11 protein-coding genes and 2 pseudogenes are annotated in these 15,607 nt (G+C 58.5%); 6 read left to right on the top strand and 7 right to left on the bottom strand.

What is annotated here, in order from left to right; genetic code table 11:
- Positions 1-43 precede the first annotated feature (43 nt).
- Positions 44-1,336 (top strand): HAAAP family serine/threonine permease, encoded by a 1,293-nt coding sequence (locus tag I6L34_RS05545; RefSeq protein WP_005338498.1) that lies wholly within the window; start codon positions 44-46, stop codon positions 1,334-1,336.
- 67 nt (positions 1,337-1,403) lie between these two features.
- Here I6L34_RS05545 and I6L34_RS05540 read toward each other — a convergent pair.
- The 5 genes and pseudogenes from I6L34_RS05540 to fldB form a co-directional block, all read right to left on the bottom strand.
- Positions 1,404-2,618 (bottom strand): annotated as a pseudogene (locus tag I6L34_RS05540) (IS3 family transposase).
- Positions 2,619-2,712: 94 nt separating this feature from the next.
- Positions 2,713-4,019: pseudogene (locus tag I6L34_RS05535) on the bottom strand (IS4 family transposase).
- 128 nt (positions 4,020-4,147) lie between these two features.
- On the bottom strand, positions 4,148-5,488 hold the full coding sequence (locus I6L34_RS05530) for a TldD/PmbA family protein (RefSeq protein WP_216956079.1): 1,341 nt from the start codon (positions 5,486-5,488) through the stop codon (positions 4,148-4,150).
- The gene (locus tag I6L34_RS05525; protein WP_216956075.1) at positions 5,488-6,888 is read right to left on the bottom strand and encodes a TldD/PmbA family protein; all 1,401 of its coding nucleotides are present in this window, start codon (positions 6,886-6,888) and stop codon (positions 5,488-5,490) included. The genes I6L34_RS05530 and I6L34_RS05525 overlap by 1 nt, the downstream gene beginning before the upstream one ends.
- Before the next feature lie 202 nt (positions 6,889-7,090).
- The gene (fldB, locus tag I6L34_RS05520; protein ID WP_021229741.1) at positions 7,091-7,609 is read right to left on the bottom strand and encodes a flavodoxin FldB; all 519 of its coding nucleotides are present in this window, start codon (positions 7,607-7,609) and stop codon (positions 7,091-7,093) included.
- A gap of 250 nt (positions 7,610-7,859) precedes the next feature.
- On the opposite strand from fldB, the gene xerD reads away from it, so the two are divergent.
- On the top strand, positions 7,860-8,759 hold the full coding sequence (gene xerD / locus I6L34_RS05515; RefSeq protein ID WP_005335149.1) for a site-specific tyrosine recombinase XerD: 900 nt from the start codon (positions 7,860-7,862) through the stop codon (positions 8,757-8,759).
- Here xerD and I6L34_RS05510 read toward each other — a convergent pair.
- Together I6L34_RS05510 and mscL are read right to left on the bottom strand one after the other, a co-directional pair.
- Positions 8,756-10,291: a sensor domain-containing diguanylate cyclase gene (locus tag I6L34_RS05510; protein WP_216956071.1), complete on the bottom strand. Its 1,536-nt coding sequence runs from the start codon at positions 10,289-10,291 to the stop codon at positions 8,756-8,758. The two genes, xerD and I6L34_RS05510, sit on opposite strands and share 4 nt — an antisense overlap.
- Positions 10,292-10,377: 86 nt before the next feature.
- Positions 10,378-10,788, bottom strand: a complete 411-nt coding sequence (mscL, locus tag I6L34_RS05505) for a large-conductance mechanosensitive channel protein MscL (RefSeq protein ID WP_005335147.1) — start codon at positions 10,786-10,788, stop codon at positions 10,378-10,380.
- A 316-nt stretch (positions 10,789-11,104) separates the two neighbouring features.
- Here mscL and I6L34_RS05500 point away from each other — a divergent pair, with 316 nt between their 5' ends.
- From I6L34_RS05500 to I6L34_RS05485, 4 genes are all read left to right on the top strand, one after another.
- The gene (locus tag I6L34_RS05500) at positions 11,105-11,752 is read left to right on the top strand and encodes a disulfide isomerase DsbC N-terminal domain-containing protein (protein WP_005335146.1); all 648 of its coding nucleotides are present in this window, start codon (positions 11,105-11,107) and stop codon (positions 11,750-11,752) included.
- Complete coding sequence (gene recJ / locus I6L34_RS05495) at positions 11,718-13,448, top strand: single-stranded-DNA-specific exonuclease RecJ (protein WP_021229744.1); 1,731 nt, start codon at positions 11,718-11,720, stop codon at positions 13,446-13,448. The genes I6L34_RS05500 and recJ overlap by 35 nt, the downstream gene beginning before the upstream one ends.
- Positions 13,449-13,625: 177 nt before the next feature.
- Positions 13,626-14,807: a MerR family transcriptional regulator gene (locus I6L34_RS05490; protein WP_021229745.1), complete on the top strand. Its 1,182-nt coding sequence runs from the start codon at positions 13,626-13,628 to the stop codon at positions 14,805-14,807.
- A gap of 259 nt (positions 14,808-15,066) precedes the next feature.
- The gene (locus I6L34_RS05485) at positions 15,067-15,459 is read left to right on the top strand and encodes a hypothetical protein (protein WP_064335663.1); all 393 of its coding nucleotides are present in this window, start codon (positions 15,067-15,069) and stop codon (positions 15,457-15,459) included.
- Positions 15,460-15,607 lie beyond the last annotated feature (148 nt).

Raw genomic sequence — 15,607 nt, 5'->3', positions numbered from 1 at the left:
GACCAAACAAGAATCCCATTTTCCTAGATGACAGGAACAACGTATGTCTGACATGAATATTGCAGCTGATGGTCGTTTAGCCAGCAACACCTCCCGCGGCGTCAACAAGGCCGATGTGGTCTGGATGCTGGGTCTGTACGGTACCGCGATCGGTGCCGGTGTGCTCTTCCTGCCAATCAACGCCGGTGTAGGTGGCCTGTGGCCGCTGGTTGCCATGTTGATCCTGGCGCTGCCGCTGACTTTCTTTGCTCACCGTGGTCTGACCCGCTTCGTGCTGTCCGGCTCTACCCGTGATGGCGACATCACTGAAGTAGTAGAAGAGCACTTCGGTAAGACCGCAGGCAAATTCATCACCCTGCTCTACTTCTTTGCCATCTACCCGATCGTGCTGATGTATTCAGTCGCTATCACCAACACCGTCGAGAGCGTGATTGTTCACCAGCTGGGTATGTCTGCACCTCCCCGTGCCGTTCTGTCACTGGCTCTGATCCTCGGTCTGATGGCGGTTGTTCGTCTGGGCGGCCAGGTTATCGTCAAAGCGATGAGCGTGCTGGTATTCCCGTTCGTGCTCACCCTGATGGGTCTGGCGTTCTACCTGATCCCGCACTGGAACGGTGCCATCATCACTGAAGCTCCGGCCCTGTCCGACGCCTTCAACGGTGACTTCATCAAGACCCTGTGGCTGGCTATCCCGGTAATGGTGTTCTCCTTCAACCACTCCCCGATCATCTCCTCCTTCGCGGTGGACAACAAAGGTCGTTACGGTGAAGGTGCCGAGAAGAAGTGCAGCAACATCCTGCTGGGCGCCCACGTCATGATGGTGATGACCGTTATGTTCTTCGTATTCAGCTGCGTACTGAGCCTCTCCCCGGCTGACCTGGCTGCTGCCAAAGAACAGAACATCTCCATCCTGTCCTACCTGGCCAACCACTTCGATAACCCGGTTATCGGTACTGTGGCTCCGCTGATCGCCATGGTTGCCATCAGCAAATCCTTCCTGGGTCACTACCTGGGGGCGCAAGAAGGCATGAACGGCCTGATGGCCAAGGCGCTGCGCGAGAAGGGCAAGAATGTTGACACCAAGCAGCTGAACAAAGTCACTGCCGTGTTCATGATCCTGACCACCTGGGCCATCGCCACCATCAACCCGAGCATCCTCGGCATGATTGAAGACCTGGGCGGCCCGATCATCGCAATGCTGCTGTTCCTGATGCCGATGTACGCCATCACCAAGGTTCCGGCTATGCGCAAATACGCTGGCAACATCAGCAACGGCTTCGTGACCATCATCGGCCTGATCGCCATGTCCGGTATCATCTACAAGCTGATTGCCTGATAACTCCGGTTACCAAGTTGTCTAGTCCTGAAATAGGTTTACACATTTTCAACTAGCATTTCTCTACTCAGAACCCCCTATGTACCGCATCGGGGGTTCTGTATTTCAACGCATGATGCGGCCGCTCCTCGTTGTAAATATCCACTGCTTCACGCATCATTTCCCGCGCTTGCGTCAAATCCTGTGGGCTTTGCAACAATAACTCTCCTTTCAAAATCCCGTTCACCCGCTCAGCCAACGCATTCTGATAACAGTCATACCCATCCGTCATCGAGCATTTCACCCCGTACCGTTCATGTAATGACTGATACAGCCCAGAGCAATACTGAACGCCGCGGTCAGAGTGATGGATGAGTTCACCACCGCCACTGCTTCAGCGCTTTCTTGAACGCCATCGCCACCGACTCGGCGTGCATCCCTTCGTGTACGTGATGGCCCACTATCTTGCGTGAGTAGGCATCCGTCACCAGGCTCAGGTACAGTGGCCCGCTCCTGGCTGGCAGATAGGTGATATCTGCGACCCAGACCTGCTCCGGGGCCACCGGTGTGACCTGCTCTGGCCCCGCCTTGAGCAAGTTGGGATGACGGTAGAAACGGTGAAAACTGTGAGTGGTCTTGTGATACGCCCGTCTGGGCTGCACCAGCAGGCGGTGCTCGGCCAATATCTGAAACAGCCTGTCCCGCCCGACCTTGAGCCCGTCATCATCCTGACCCTGCAGCAGATAATGCAGCTTGCGAGTGCCCACCCGAGGTTGTCGCAGTCGAACTTGACGCACAAAGCGCACCACCTGCAATCCCTGAGCATGGCGCTCGTCGGCGACCCGATTGCGCTTGTAGTAAGCCTGCCGGCTTATCCCCAGAAACAGGCAAGCCCTGACAATGGTCGGCCTCTCGACTTGCCGCTGCGAGAGGACTTGCCGGGTCGCATTTTTACGATGGAGACGCCGTAGTCGTTCTTCAGTACATCGACGACGGCCTCAAAGAACTGGGCTTTCTGACTCATCAGCGCCAGTTGCTGCTCGAGTTCCTTGATGCGCTGTTCGGGCGTCTGGTTGTCGGGGTCAGGCATGGTGATGCTCCTGCCGGCGCGTACAGAAGCCCCCTGGCTCCAATCTTGCCGACCATGTTTACGCAACCATACCAGAACGGTGGAGCTGCCCTGAATGCCATAACGCACCTGAGCCTGTTTGTAGGTGAGCTCGCCTTTTTCAATCTGCTCGACCAGTGTCAGTTTAAAAGTCAGCGAGTAATCGCGCTGTGTCCGTTTCACACCTTGTCCCATCGGGTTCTCCATTTATTGGGGGGAAAGGTGTAAACCATATTCAGGACGGGACAATAAAGAGAAAAAAGGCGCCATCAGGCGTAATGCCAGTCAGTTAAGCCTGACTGGCATTGTTTTTATTGGCTTTTTTCACCGCATACTTTTGTGGTCTTGCCTTCACACTGCGGGGTAACTTCGCACCCTTCGCTCCGGCAATACAAACTGGCCCGATTGTTTCTCCAGCTCTGCCACCCGCTTCGGGATACTCCCCGGTGATAGGTACGGCATGCAGCTCAGTTCATGGATAAGATAGACCGACGCCATGTGAAAACTCAGCTGACTCGCTGTGTATCCCTTTAGACTCGCCGCCATCTTCACCATCTGGCTACGCAGCAGGTTGTACGCCAACAACACGCCCCACAGCTCTTGCCGTATCCCCGCAGCCTTCTTGCTGCGCAGGGTCAGCCGGTGTTGTTGCAGGCTGTGCTTCATCTCCCGATAGCCCAACTCGATTTCCCAGCGGTGGCTGTAGAGCTCAACGATGTCGGCCCCCGGGAAGCGCATCGGGTCGACCATGGAGGTCAATACTTGGCGCTCCTTGCCGCTGGTGTTGCGGGTCAGCAAACGGGCTTCTAGTGTCTCTGGCAGTTGCGACCACGTCTTCCTCGCCTGTGGACTGGTTTTGCGCCCCAGCTTGCGCACCACCTCGTATTGTGTGCCCTTTTTGAGTGGCAGCAACCAGTGCCGCTCGCTGCCAGTGGTCTGCCAGGTATGGAGCAAACCGAGGGAGTAAAACCCCTTGTCGAACAGGGTCAGTGAGTGGTCCGGCGTGCGCGCGACCAGCCGCTCGGCCAACACCATCTCGTTGACGGCGCAACTCTCCATGACCGCCTGAACAAGCAGGTGGCTGGTCAACTCCATCTGACAGAGCATGCGCACCTGCGGATAGGCGGTCTCCCCATGCTGAGTACCGGGCTTGGCAAAGGCAGTGGCATTGTCCGGGGTATCGTGTGTGCGCCACATCACGCCATCGACGGCAAGCCGTTGCAGCCCCGCCCAACCGGGGTGGTTGGCCTGCTGGTGCCAGAGAGAGGCGGTCTCGTGAAACAGCCGCTCGATGCTCTTGTCCCCCAGTTTTTGGCGAGCTTGCAGGAAGGCGCTGGGGGCGACAAAGGGGCGGTCGCCGGGCAACAGGATATCGAGCTGATTGACGAGCTGGGTCATGGGGACGTGGCGGAAGATGGCCATGCCGATGATGGCCCAGACCAGACGCTCCATGGGCATACGGCGGCGACGCAGGGGCACGACATCCTCTTCGGCGAGCAGCGTCGTGATGAGCTCGGGAGGAATGAGGTCGGAGAGTGACTCAAACTGAGCGGCATTGCTGGCGTGGAGGAAGTCGAGAGCGTGAGCGATACGCATAAAAAATCCGAAACCAATCAACAGGTTTCGGATTTTCACACAACAGAAGGATCGGTCAATGGATCCTTAACTGATCGGCATTACGCCATCAGGCGCCTTTTTCTTACTTGCAGGTTTCGTCGGGGCGTTTACTTGCCCGCGACGGAGAGGCCGCCAAAACGGATAAGCGGGGCGTAGAAGCCCTTGCCGTCGTTGTGGTGCAGGGTGTCACCGGCCGCTTCCAGCTCGCCCAGCAGGCGGTAGAAGTTGCCTGCTACCGTGATGCCGCGCACCGGCTGCAGTCGCACCCCATCGCGGCAGAGGAACCCTGACGCGCCAAAGGAGAAGTCACCGCTCACCGCATCGGCACCCGAATGCAGGCCATCCAGCTTGACCAGCTCCAGATAGTCGCCGCTCTGCACTTCCGCTTCGCAGTGGGGGCCCGCGCCAAACACCAGATGGCGAGCGGTCACATCGAGGGCGCTGCGGGCACCGCGGGCGGCCGAGCCGTTGCTGGCGACGCCAAAGTGGCGGGCAGTAGCGCTGTTGTGGAGCAGGGTTTTCAGCTCCCCTTCGCCAATCAGCAGCAGATCCGAGCTGGCAGCCCCCTCGCCATCAAACGCCTTGATGTTCATGCCGCCAGGCATATAGACCCGGCTCTCCAGAGTAAGCCAGCGCGAGGCGACGCTCTGCCCCACCTTTTCCCGCCAGGGGTTGATCCCCTGCTGGGCCCACTTGCCCGACAGCACGCCCTGAAAGCAGCCAAACAGGCTGGCGAAGCAGTTGGTGCTGAAGATGACGCTGTAGCGACCGCTCGGCACCGCTTCACCGGGCAGTAGTCCATCGGCGATGGCGTAGATCTGCTCGATCAGGGCCTGGCTATCCAGCTCGTCGAAGCGACGGCCATACTGCCCCTGCGAGTGCATCGACTGGCGGCCATCCCGTTCCACCAGCGCCGAGGTGTAGCAGCCGACGCTGAACTCGCCGTGCTGGCAGAGGGTGCCCTGACTGTTGGCGAGCCAGAGCTGGCTCTCACCTTCGAAGAAGCTGTTGTAGGGGGCGCCGCTCACATCGGGCATGGCCAGCATGTCTGATTCGAGGCGCAGGGCCAGGGCGATCTTCTCCTCAACCGGCGTGGTATCGGGCTGGTTGATCTCGGCGCAATCTGTGGTGATCCGGCTATTGGCTACCGAGATGCGCTGATCCGGATCCACCTTGGCAAAGCGGCTGGCATCTAGCGCATCCTGCAGCATGGCATCCAGCGCCAGCTCATCGAGGGATTCCGAGTAGGCGATGCCGACCCGACCCTCTTTTATCAGGCGAATACCGAGTTGCTGGCTGCTGGTGACCTTGTATTCACCCAGCTCGCCCTTGTCTGCCTTGAGGGAGAAGGCCTTCTCCTGATTGGCGATGATGTCTGCCTCGGCGTTGAGGTCGGCCACCTTGTCGAGCAGGCGGGTGAGCAGTTGGTTCATGTCGAGCTGGCTCATCAGGCGTTCCCTCCCACCAGAATATTGTTCACTTTCAGCGCCGGCTGGCCCACCGAGGTGGGGACCGAGCCCGAGACAGAGCCGCACATACCGGCGGCCAGCGCCAGATTGCGGCCCACCATGGAGATCTCTTTCAGCACCTGCGGGCCGGTGCCGATAAGGGTGGCTGACTTGAGCGGCTTGGTGATTTTGCCGTGCTCGATGAGGTAGGCCTCCTGCACATTGAAGTTGAATTCACCGGTGCCGGGCTGTACCGAGCCGCCCCCCATCTTCTTGGCGTAGATGCCGTGCTCTACCGTGGCCAGCATATCGTCGAGGCTGTGGTTGCCCGGCTCGATATAGGTGTTGCGCATGCGCGAGGTGGGGGCGTACTTGTAGGATTCGCGCCGCCCCGAGCCGGTGCGGGCGTAACCCGTCTTGAGGGCGCCCATTCTGTCCACCAGAAAGCCGGTCAGTACCCCGTCCTTGATGAGCTGGGTATGCTGGGTCGCCATCCCCTCGTCATCGACGTTGATGGAGCCCCAGGCGTTGCTCTGCAAGCCTTCATCCACCGCATTGACCACCGGATTGGCGATAAGCTGGCCCATCTTGTCGTGGAACACCGAGGCCTTCTTGGCTACCGAAGTTGTCTCCAGCAGGTGGCCGCACGCCTCGTGGAAGATGACGCCGCCAAAGCCGTTCTCCATGATGACCGGCAGGGTGCCGCTCGGACAGGGGGCCGCCCCCAGTTTCACCAGTGCCTGACGGGTGGCAGTGAGCGCCAGATCGCGCGGATCGATGCGATCGGCATGCTCCCACCCCATCAGGGCGCCGGGGGCCTCGTAACCGACGCTCTGCTCGCTCCCTTCCATGGCGATGGTCTGGGCCATGATGCGGTTGTAGTGGCGGCGATCGGCCACTTGCACCCCTTCGCTGTTGAAGATCTCCACCTCCTGCTCCCAGCCCAGCACGTTGCCGGAGAACTGGCTCACCTTGCTGCTCTCGGCGCGGGCCACCGCATCCATGGCGTGCAGATAGGCGATCTTCTGCTCCAGCAGCTTGTCTGCCGACAGCGGCAGCGCCACCGGGTTGCGATCGCTCAGGCGGGTGAAATCGAAGGCGGTGGCGGTCACCACGGGGTCGCGGCGGTCTTTGGCCGCCAGCAGGGTGACGATGCGCAGCAGCTCGTCGCGGCTGGCCAGATTGGTGTAGCCGTAGAGCACCTTGTGGCCGTAACAGAGGCGTACACCGATGCCGAAATCGAGGCCGCCGCTGATGTTCTCTATCTGGCTGGAGAGCAGGCTGAGCTGGCTGCGGCGCTTGCGCTCCACAAACAGCTCGGCAAAATCGGCACCCAGTGCCAGCGCGTGATCGAGCACGTCACGGGCAATGGCGGGGGCCAACAGGGAGAATGGAGTCATAGAATATCCTTTTCTGGTCTGTCCGTTTGCTTCCGACATCCGGCTCTGATTGTTATGGGATGTCGGGTCCATTGTTGCAGACCAGCACAAAAAAGTCGCTATAGCGTCATGCGATGATACCGATTGAGAAAATCGGTGCGATAACTGCGCCCGGCGGCCAGGGCCAGGCGCTCAGGGTCGTTTTGCCAAAACGTGAGAAAGATCAGAGCAGGGCGTGGATTTCGCTCAGGATCTGCTCGACCCACTGCTCGATGCGCGGATCGGTCTGGTCATATTGGTTGGCATCATCAAGGGCCAGCCCGACGAAGTGACGGCCATCGTCGATCAGTGCCTTGGAGGCATCGAATTCGTACCCTTCGTTGGGCCAGTAGCCCACCAGCTTGACCCCTTTTGGCACCAGCTGATCGTGCAGCATGCCGAGGGCGTCCTGGAACCATTCGCCATAACCGAGCTGATCGCCGAGGCCAAACAGGGCCACGATGCGTCCCTCCAGATGGAGATCGGCGATATCTTCCCAGCGGGACTCCCAGTCCTCCTGCAGTTCGCCAAAATCCCAGGTGGAGATGCCGAGGATCAGGATCTCGTAATCCTCCATCAGGCGCAGGGAGACATCCTTGATATTGTGAATATCCACCAGCTCGGGGCCGATGAGGGCGCGGATCTTCTCGGCAGCCATCTCGGTGTAGCAGGTGGTGGAACCGTAAAACAGACCAATCTTCATCGCTCTTCTCTCTGTTGGCGCTTTCTCGCTTGCTTTTGGCGCGTTCTCGCATGCTCGTGTGGGCTGCGCCATGTTGGCAACACGATGGGTAACGTAAGGGGAGGGCGCCAGTCTAGCAGATTGCCATTCGACCTTCACCGCCCGGCAAGGGGGGTGGCAAACGTGCCTTATCTTTCCAATGAAAGTGCCTTGTCTTTCCAAGGAGTTGGCGCGTTACAATGGGCCATCGATCCCCTGATTGCAGCGCACCATGAGCAAACCCGACCCCCATCCCCTGATTGAACCCTTTCTCGACGCCCTCTGGCTGGAGCGGGGATTGTCTGACAACACGGTCAGCTCCTATCGCAGCGATCTGGAGAAGTTCTCCCTCTGGCTCGACGAGCAGGGGAGCTCGCTGCTGCTGGCGGGGATGGACGAGATCCAGCACTACCTCGCCTGGCGGGTGGATCACCAGTTTGCGGCCAGCAGCACTGCCCGCTTTCTGTCGGCCCTGCGCCGCTTTTACCAGTATCTCAACCGCGAGAAGCTGCGCAGCGACGATCCGACCGTGCTGCTGGAGGGGCCCAAGCTGCCGAAAAAACTCCCCTCAGATTTAAGCGAAACGGAAGTGGAAGCTCTGCTGAGTGCGCCGCTGGTGGATGACCCGCTGGAGCTGCGGGACAAGGCGATGCTGGAGCTGCTCTACGCCACCGGCTTGCGGGTTTCCGAGCTGGTGGGGCTTACTGCCGAGCATGTCAGTTTGCGTCAGGGCTTGGTGCGTGTGGTGGGCAAGGGCAACAAGGAGCGGTTGGTGCCGATGGGCGAGGAGGCGATGCACTGGCTGGAGCGTTACTACCGGGAGGCCCGCACCCTGCTGCTCGGTGGTACCAGCTCGGACGTGGTGTTTCCCTCCAAGCAGGCCCGTATGATGACCCGCCAGACCTTCTGGCACCGCATCAAGCTTTACGCGCAGCGGGCCGGGATTAACGGCGAGCTATCCCCCCATACCTTGCGCCACGCCTTTGCCACCCATCTACTCAACCACGGCGCCGACTTGCGGGTGGTACAGATGCTGCTGGGCCATGCGGATCTCTCCACCACCCAGATCTACACCCATGTGGCCAACGAGCGACTCAAGGCGCTGCACGGGGAGCATCACCCCCGCGCTTAAGCCCGTTGCAGGCGATTTTTGCCCGCTTGTTTAGCCTGATACAGGGCTGCATCGGCGCGGGCCATCACACTGTCTGGGGCATCATTCAGGGATTCGGCAATGCCACCGCTAAAGGAGACGCTTAAGCCCTTTTCACGCCAATCCTGTTGCCCCATGCTGATACGCCACTGCTCCATCAACTGCTGTGCACTGGCAATATCTGTCTGTTCAAAAATAGCGACCAGCTCTTCCCCCCCAAAGCGGCACAGGGTTGCCTGTTCCTCCAGCAATTGGCTACCAAGCTGAGCGGTGCGTTTCAAAACGGCATCCCCGATGGGATGACCATAGGTATCATTTATTTTTTTGAAGTTATCAATGTCGATAATCGCCAATATATATTGGCTATTTTTTTTATATAGAGTGGCGAGCACCTCTTCCAAATGACGGCGGTTGTACAAGCCGGTTAATGCATCACGCAGCGACTTTTCGGTTTCTGCCTGCATTTTGTCTGAAATCATCACGATTTCATCCTCCAGCTCCTCTATGCCTGCCAGCTTGGGGATAATAATCTGTTGCCCTGGAGGGGTAATACGCAATTGTCTAACAACTTGTACCAATGTGCTGATGGTATGCTCCAGGCGTTGTCTGAAAATAATGGCAACCAGTGTGAATATCGATAGTGACAATATCAGAGTGATAAATATGGTAGGCAATATTTCACCAATCAGAATATCGCTCTTGAATGGAAATACAGTAATAACCAGCCATGATGGGTTGTTGTGAAGGGCGTGATATGAAATGAGATCACCATTTTCACTCATTAAGGTACCATTCCTGCCTTTCAATTCGGAAATCCATGGTTGGTCAAGTCGACTGCCGTTTTCCTGAGGGTCGCTGTGAGCCACAATCATCTTGCTGCCTCGGTCAAAGAGCATATATACAACATTGTTACTACTCTCCAGAATCCGCCCTATACGTGCTGAAAATACCTTCAAGTTCAGGTCGATGCCAATCACGCCAAGAAATTCCCCCTGGTTATTGAAAACAGCATGGGAAAGGGTGACGACCGGCGTTTTTTCAATCGCGTCAATGTAAGGGGAACTCCAGATATTGATGCCGGGATGGTCGATGGCATTGCGATACCATGGGCGTTCCGATTCTTTGAACTCAATCGGGGTAGGATGAAGAGAGAAATTGATATGCTTGTTATCCTGAAGCATGTAGTACACGGTTTTTATTGGGCCATCAGGGTAAAGAAGGTATTGCCAAATGTCGCGATAACGTTGTTTTAATTCCGGGGGAAGATCTCCATTATTCTCAGTAATGTCGGCAATGATGATATTTATTTGCCTCTCAACCGAAGAGAGTGAGTTATCCCATTGCTGCGCAGTACTATCGTTAAAAAATCTGGCGGTGCTTAGCAAGGTGTTTTTCTGCATAACAGAAAAAAGGTACGCACTACCCAATGTGGTCAAAACAAGTGGCAGCGCAAGCAGCAAAAGAAAACGGAGAATAAAGCTGTGATTGGAGTTTGCAGCATTGGAGGTTTGCATAGTCACGACGCCTATATAACTTTACGCCATCTAACCATAGCCCATGGGCATCGTGACACACATACACACTAGTCTGGGGAGTCGGCTTAACGCTCCTGTTGAGATTTCAGCAGATCACGGATCTCGGTCAGCAGCTCCTGATCCTTGGTCGGGCCTGCCGGGGCGGCGGCTTCCTCTTCCTGCTTTTTCTTGAGGGTGTTGATGGCTTTCAGTCCCATGAAGATGGCAAAAGAGATGATCAGAAAGTCGATGATGGTCTGGATGAACTTGCCATAGGCGATAACTACGGCGGGTGTTGCACCTTCTGCGGCCTTCAGGGTGACCGCAAGGTCGCTGAAGTCCACGCCGCCCAGGATCAGGCCGATGGGCGGCATGATCACGTCACCGACAAAAGAGGAGACAATTTTGCCGAAGGCGGCACCAATGATGATACCGACCGCCATATCGATGACGTTGCCGCGGGCGGCAAAGGCTTTGAACTCTTGAATCAGACTCATTATTTCCTCCGAAATTAAACAAGATAGCGCGTTGATTACCCTTGCCAAAGGGCGAACTCTTGTCAGGAAAAACAGAGGCTAAGCCGCGTTGTTCCTGTCGTCCTGACTAGCTTGCGGGCGTTATGAGTCCTTGGCAATCGGGGGGAGCCATTTTTTTGGTACAAAGTGATATTAATTTTTTGGTAAGTAGCTGGTTGAATGATGAGCTGTGCTGCTGTAATTTGCTGGGTCGATTCATTCATACCACGTGAGTAAACAAGTGAAGTATTTACTACTGGGAATGATGCTTTTGTGCACATTTGCTGCCAGAGCGGGGATGGATACCCAAGCCTTGAAACAGACCATCACGGCCCGGCTGGGGGTCCCCGTCTATCTGGTTGAACCGACCCCAATCGCGGGGTTGTATATGCTGGGCACCTCACAGGGGGTGCTCTACAGCGATGCCAAAGGGGATTATGTGGTGCAGGGGGTCATGCTGGATATGACCCGCGACATGAAGAACCTGACCATCTCGGGTATGCGCGAGCAGCGCCGACTTGGTTTGGCGCAGGTGGCTCATGCCCCCATCGTGCTCAAGGCTCGGGATGAGCGTCACCGGGTTGCGCTGTTTCTCGGCGAGCAGGACGCAAAGCGCCGTCAGCTCTCCGGCACCTTGCAACACCTGCAGGCATCCGGGGTGAGCGTGGCACTCTATCCGGTGATTGATCACGCCGAACGGGCCGCCGACTGGTGCAGCGATCCCCTGCTGCAAAATGATCCGTTAAAAGCCTATTTGCCTCAAACGGCATGTAGTGAGACCCTTATCCAAAATATTGGCCTGAGCCAATGGTTGGGGGTCAAGGTACTGCCGGCCTGGGTCTCCTCCGACGGGGATCTGGTGCGCGGGTATCAGAGCCCCGAACAGCTGCTCAAGATACTGGATCATATTGATGTCCCTGCAAATCCGTCGTCGTCCGCGAGTTGATGATTCCCATCTGCCTGCCACCCTGCATCCCCTGCTTCGCCAAATCTTCGCCAGCCGTGGCGTAGAGGATCCCGCCCTGCTGGAGCGCAGCGCCAGCCAGCTGTTGCCGCCCCAGCGCCTCTATGGGATGGAGCAGGCGGTGCCGCTGCTGGCGGAGGCCCTGACTGCCCAGAAACGGATCCTGATTGTCGGTGACTTCGACTGCGATGGTGCCACCAGTTCGGCCCTGTGTGTGCTGGCACTGCGCGCCATGGGTGGCCGCCACATCGATTTTCTGGTGCCCAACCGCTTCGAGTTTGGCTACGGCCTCACCCCCGAAATTGTCGAGCTGGCGGTGGCCCGTGGCGCCGAGTTTCTGATCACGGTGGATAACGGCATCTCCAGCATCGCCGGGGTGGCGGCGGCCAAGGCGGCTGGCATGCAGGTACTGGTTACCGATCACCATTTGCCGGGTCAGGAGCTGCCTGACGCCGATGCCATCGTCAACCCGAACCAGCATGGTTGCGATTTCCCCTCCAAGTCGCTGGCCGGGGTGGGGGTAGCCTTCTACCTGATGGCGGCCCTCAACACCTATCTGCGCCAGCTCGGCTGGTACGAGCGGCAAGGGCTTCACGCCCCCAATGTGGCGGATTATCTCGATCTGGTGGCGCTTGGCACGGTGGCCGACGTGGTGGCGCTCGATGGCAACAACCGCATCCTGGTCCATCAGGGCTTGCAGCGGATCCGGGCCGGCCGCTGTCGCCCCGGCATTCAGGCGCTGGTGGATGTGTCGGGCCGCGATGGTCGCCGCCTCACCGCCGCCGACCTCGGTTTTGCGCTGGGGCCGCGCCTCAATGCGGTAGGGCGCCTCGATGACATGTCCCTCGGGGTCGCCTGTCTGCTCTGCGATGATCTCAATTTGGCGCGCCAGCTTGCGGCCGAGATGGACAGCCTCAATCAGGAGCGCAAGGAGATTGAGCAGGGGATGCAGCAGGAGGCCCTCGCCACCCTGGAGCAGATCCGTTTTCGCGATGGCGAGGTGCCGTCGGGCATAGTGCTGCACCGGGACGAGTGGCATCAGGGGGTGGTGGGGCTGGTGGCCTCCAAGGTGAAGGAGAAATACTACCGCCCGGTCATCGCGTTTGCCGAGAGCAGCGAGACCGAGCTCAAGGGCTCCGGCCGCTCCATCCCCGGGGTGCACTTGCGCGATGCGCTGGAACTGCTCGATACCCGCCACCCGGGCCTGATGGGCAAGTTTGGTGGCCATGCCATGGCGGCGGGGTTGACCCTGCCCAAGGCCAACATCGAGGCGTTCGGTCGGGCCTTTGAGGCGGTCATTAGTGAGCTGGTGACACCGGAGCTTTTGACCGGGGTGTTGCTCACCGATGGCGAGTTGTTGCCGGATGAGCTCAACCTCGAGCTGGCGGAGCTTATTCGCGCCTCCGGCCCCTGGGGTCAGGCCTTCCCCGAGCCGCTGTTCGACGGCGAATTTGTGCTGGTACAGCAGCGATTGGTGGGGGAGAAGCACCTCAAGATGATGCTGACAACCGATTCTGGTCACGCGGTGGATGCCATCGCCTTTGGCGTCGATCTCAAGCGCTGGCCCGATGCCTCGGTCAAGCGGGTGCGGCTTGTCTACCGGCTTGACGTCAACGAGTGGCGCGGCAACCGCAGCGTGCAGCTGCTGGTGGAGCATCTGGAGGCAGCCGGTCTTTGAGCCGGTAGCATCGCTGCTCTATCGCCGCTTTATCACAGATAGCGCTGACAACGGCCACCCTCGGGTGGCCGTTTTTGTTGGCGGATCTCTGGAAAAGGGCGTTGACCCGTCTATAGCTTCACAGTTTAAGCTCGTCTCTATCGGGTCACCTGAGGGCCCGCACCGTGAGTGATTGCCATGAAAATATCCGAACTGGCCCGCCGCTGCGGCCTCGCCCGCTCCACCCTGCTCTATTACGAGAAGCTGGGGGTGATTGCCGGCACCCGGGCCGCCAACGGCTATCGCCACTATGACGAGGGGGATCTGCAGCGACTGCAGATGGTGCAGGCCCTGCAGGCGGGTGGTCTCAGCCTCAAGCAGTGCCTCGCCTGTCTGGCTGGCGAGATAGATCAAGCGTCATTGCAGGCCCGGGTCAGGGAGCTCGATGAGGAGCTGGCGCGGATGCAGCGCGCCCGGGATCTGTTGGCGGATCTGGCAGGGCTGCGCCCGCGCTCCGGTGAGGAATTCAAGGCCTGGCAGCTGCAACTGCAGCGCGAGGCACCGGAGGCCTACTTCGCGTGGGTGATGAAACAGGGTTTTAGCGAGAAAGATCGCTACCACTTGCAATGGTTGAGCAAAGACATGAATGAACATGAGCGTTACATCAAGGACTTTATCCAGCTGCTGGATGGCATGAGTTACTGGGGGCCGGGGGATCGCGCCTTCACTCAGCAGCAGTTTTCCGCTTTGCCCATCCGGCCGCGCCGGATCCTCGACATGGGTTGCGGGCGCGGTGCCTCGACCATGGCGCTGGCTCAGGTGACCGATGCCACTATCGTAGCCATCGATCTGGAAGAAGAGGCACTGGCCGCCGTGGCGCACTCCGCCCGTGCAGCGGGCTTTGAGCATGTCTCCACCCTCTGCGCCAACATGGCGGCACTGCCGGACGATCTGGCCCCGGCCGACCTCATTTGGGCAGAGGGGAGCGCTTACGTGATGGGGGTTGCCAATGCGCTGAAGGCGTGGCGTCCGCTGCTCGCGAACCCGCAGGCTTGCATCGTGCTCAGTGATGCGGTCTGGCTGACCGATAACCCGCCCGAGGAGGCGTTGGCATTCTGGCAGCAGGATTACCCCGCCATGCAGACGCTGGCGGGCCTGCTTGAGACGGTACAAGCGGCAGGCTACCACTGCCTGTCACACACCCCATTGCCGATGAGTGCCTGGAACAATTATCTGGACCCCATCGAGGTCAATCTGTTGCGCTATCGAGACGAGCTGGGGGAGAGTGCCGCCTGGCAGGACTTGAGCCGGGAAGTAGCCATCCACCGCCAATATCTGGGCAGTTACGGCTATGTGATCTGCTGCCTGCAGGCGATGTGAAGAGGATGGCTATTGCCATTGAGGGTGAGCCAGTGATCGGACGGGGGAGCAGATGCTCCCCCATTTGTTTTAGTTTTTAAATGCCAAGTTCAGTGATAATTGAGTGTTTAGTGCTGATTTGCATGATTAGGTGAATATAAAAATCCAATAAAGCGATGGCTTGTGATATATTTATCCCCGCATTCCTGTCATCCCTGAAGGAGCTCGATCCTTGCCTCTTGCCAGTCGCTTACCCCCAAGCCGCATACAGCACGGTGCAATGGCCTTTGCCATCGCCTGCATTCTGTGGCTCGCTGCTTTTGCCGCAGCTGGGCTGAGCGCCGTTTCGCAGGGGCCATCTGCCGGGGCGACGGCGGGGATGGCACTGCAAGACCCGATCAACCAGCGTCTGGTCGACACGGTCGGCTTGCTGCCGGGCAACCAGTGGCGCCACGGGGTCGAGCAGGGGCGGCGGTTGGCGAAGGAGCGGGAAGGCCATCTCTATCAGATGCTGCTGGCCTGGTTCCAGTACGACATCCTCGGCCTGCTCTGTGGCCTGCTGTTCTTTGTGCCGCTGATCTATGTCAGACAAGCTTGTGGCCACGTTGGCTATCTGCATAAACGGCAACTCTGCGGCCACCATTTGCAATTTCGCTTCTGTCACGGCGACTAGCTCACCCTGCTGGCGGACGCTCATCCACATTTTCACACGGCTTTTAACGCTCCCGATTGACTGACGGGGCAGGCTGACACCTGCTGCCTGCGCTCTATCGTCCGGTGCTGCGTCCGCGCTTTCTGTTGTTTCGTCCATGCTGCTGGCC

This window comes from Aeromonas sp. FDAARGOS 1404, from assembly GCF_019047085.1.
GTDB lineage: Bacteria > Pseudomonadota > Gammaproteobacteria > Enterobacterales > Aeromonadaceae > Aeromonas > Aeromonas veronii.
The sequence above is the reverse complement of the archived record's forward strand: the minus strand, read 5'-3'. Positions and strand labels throughout refer to the sequence as shown.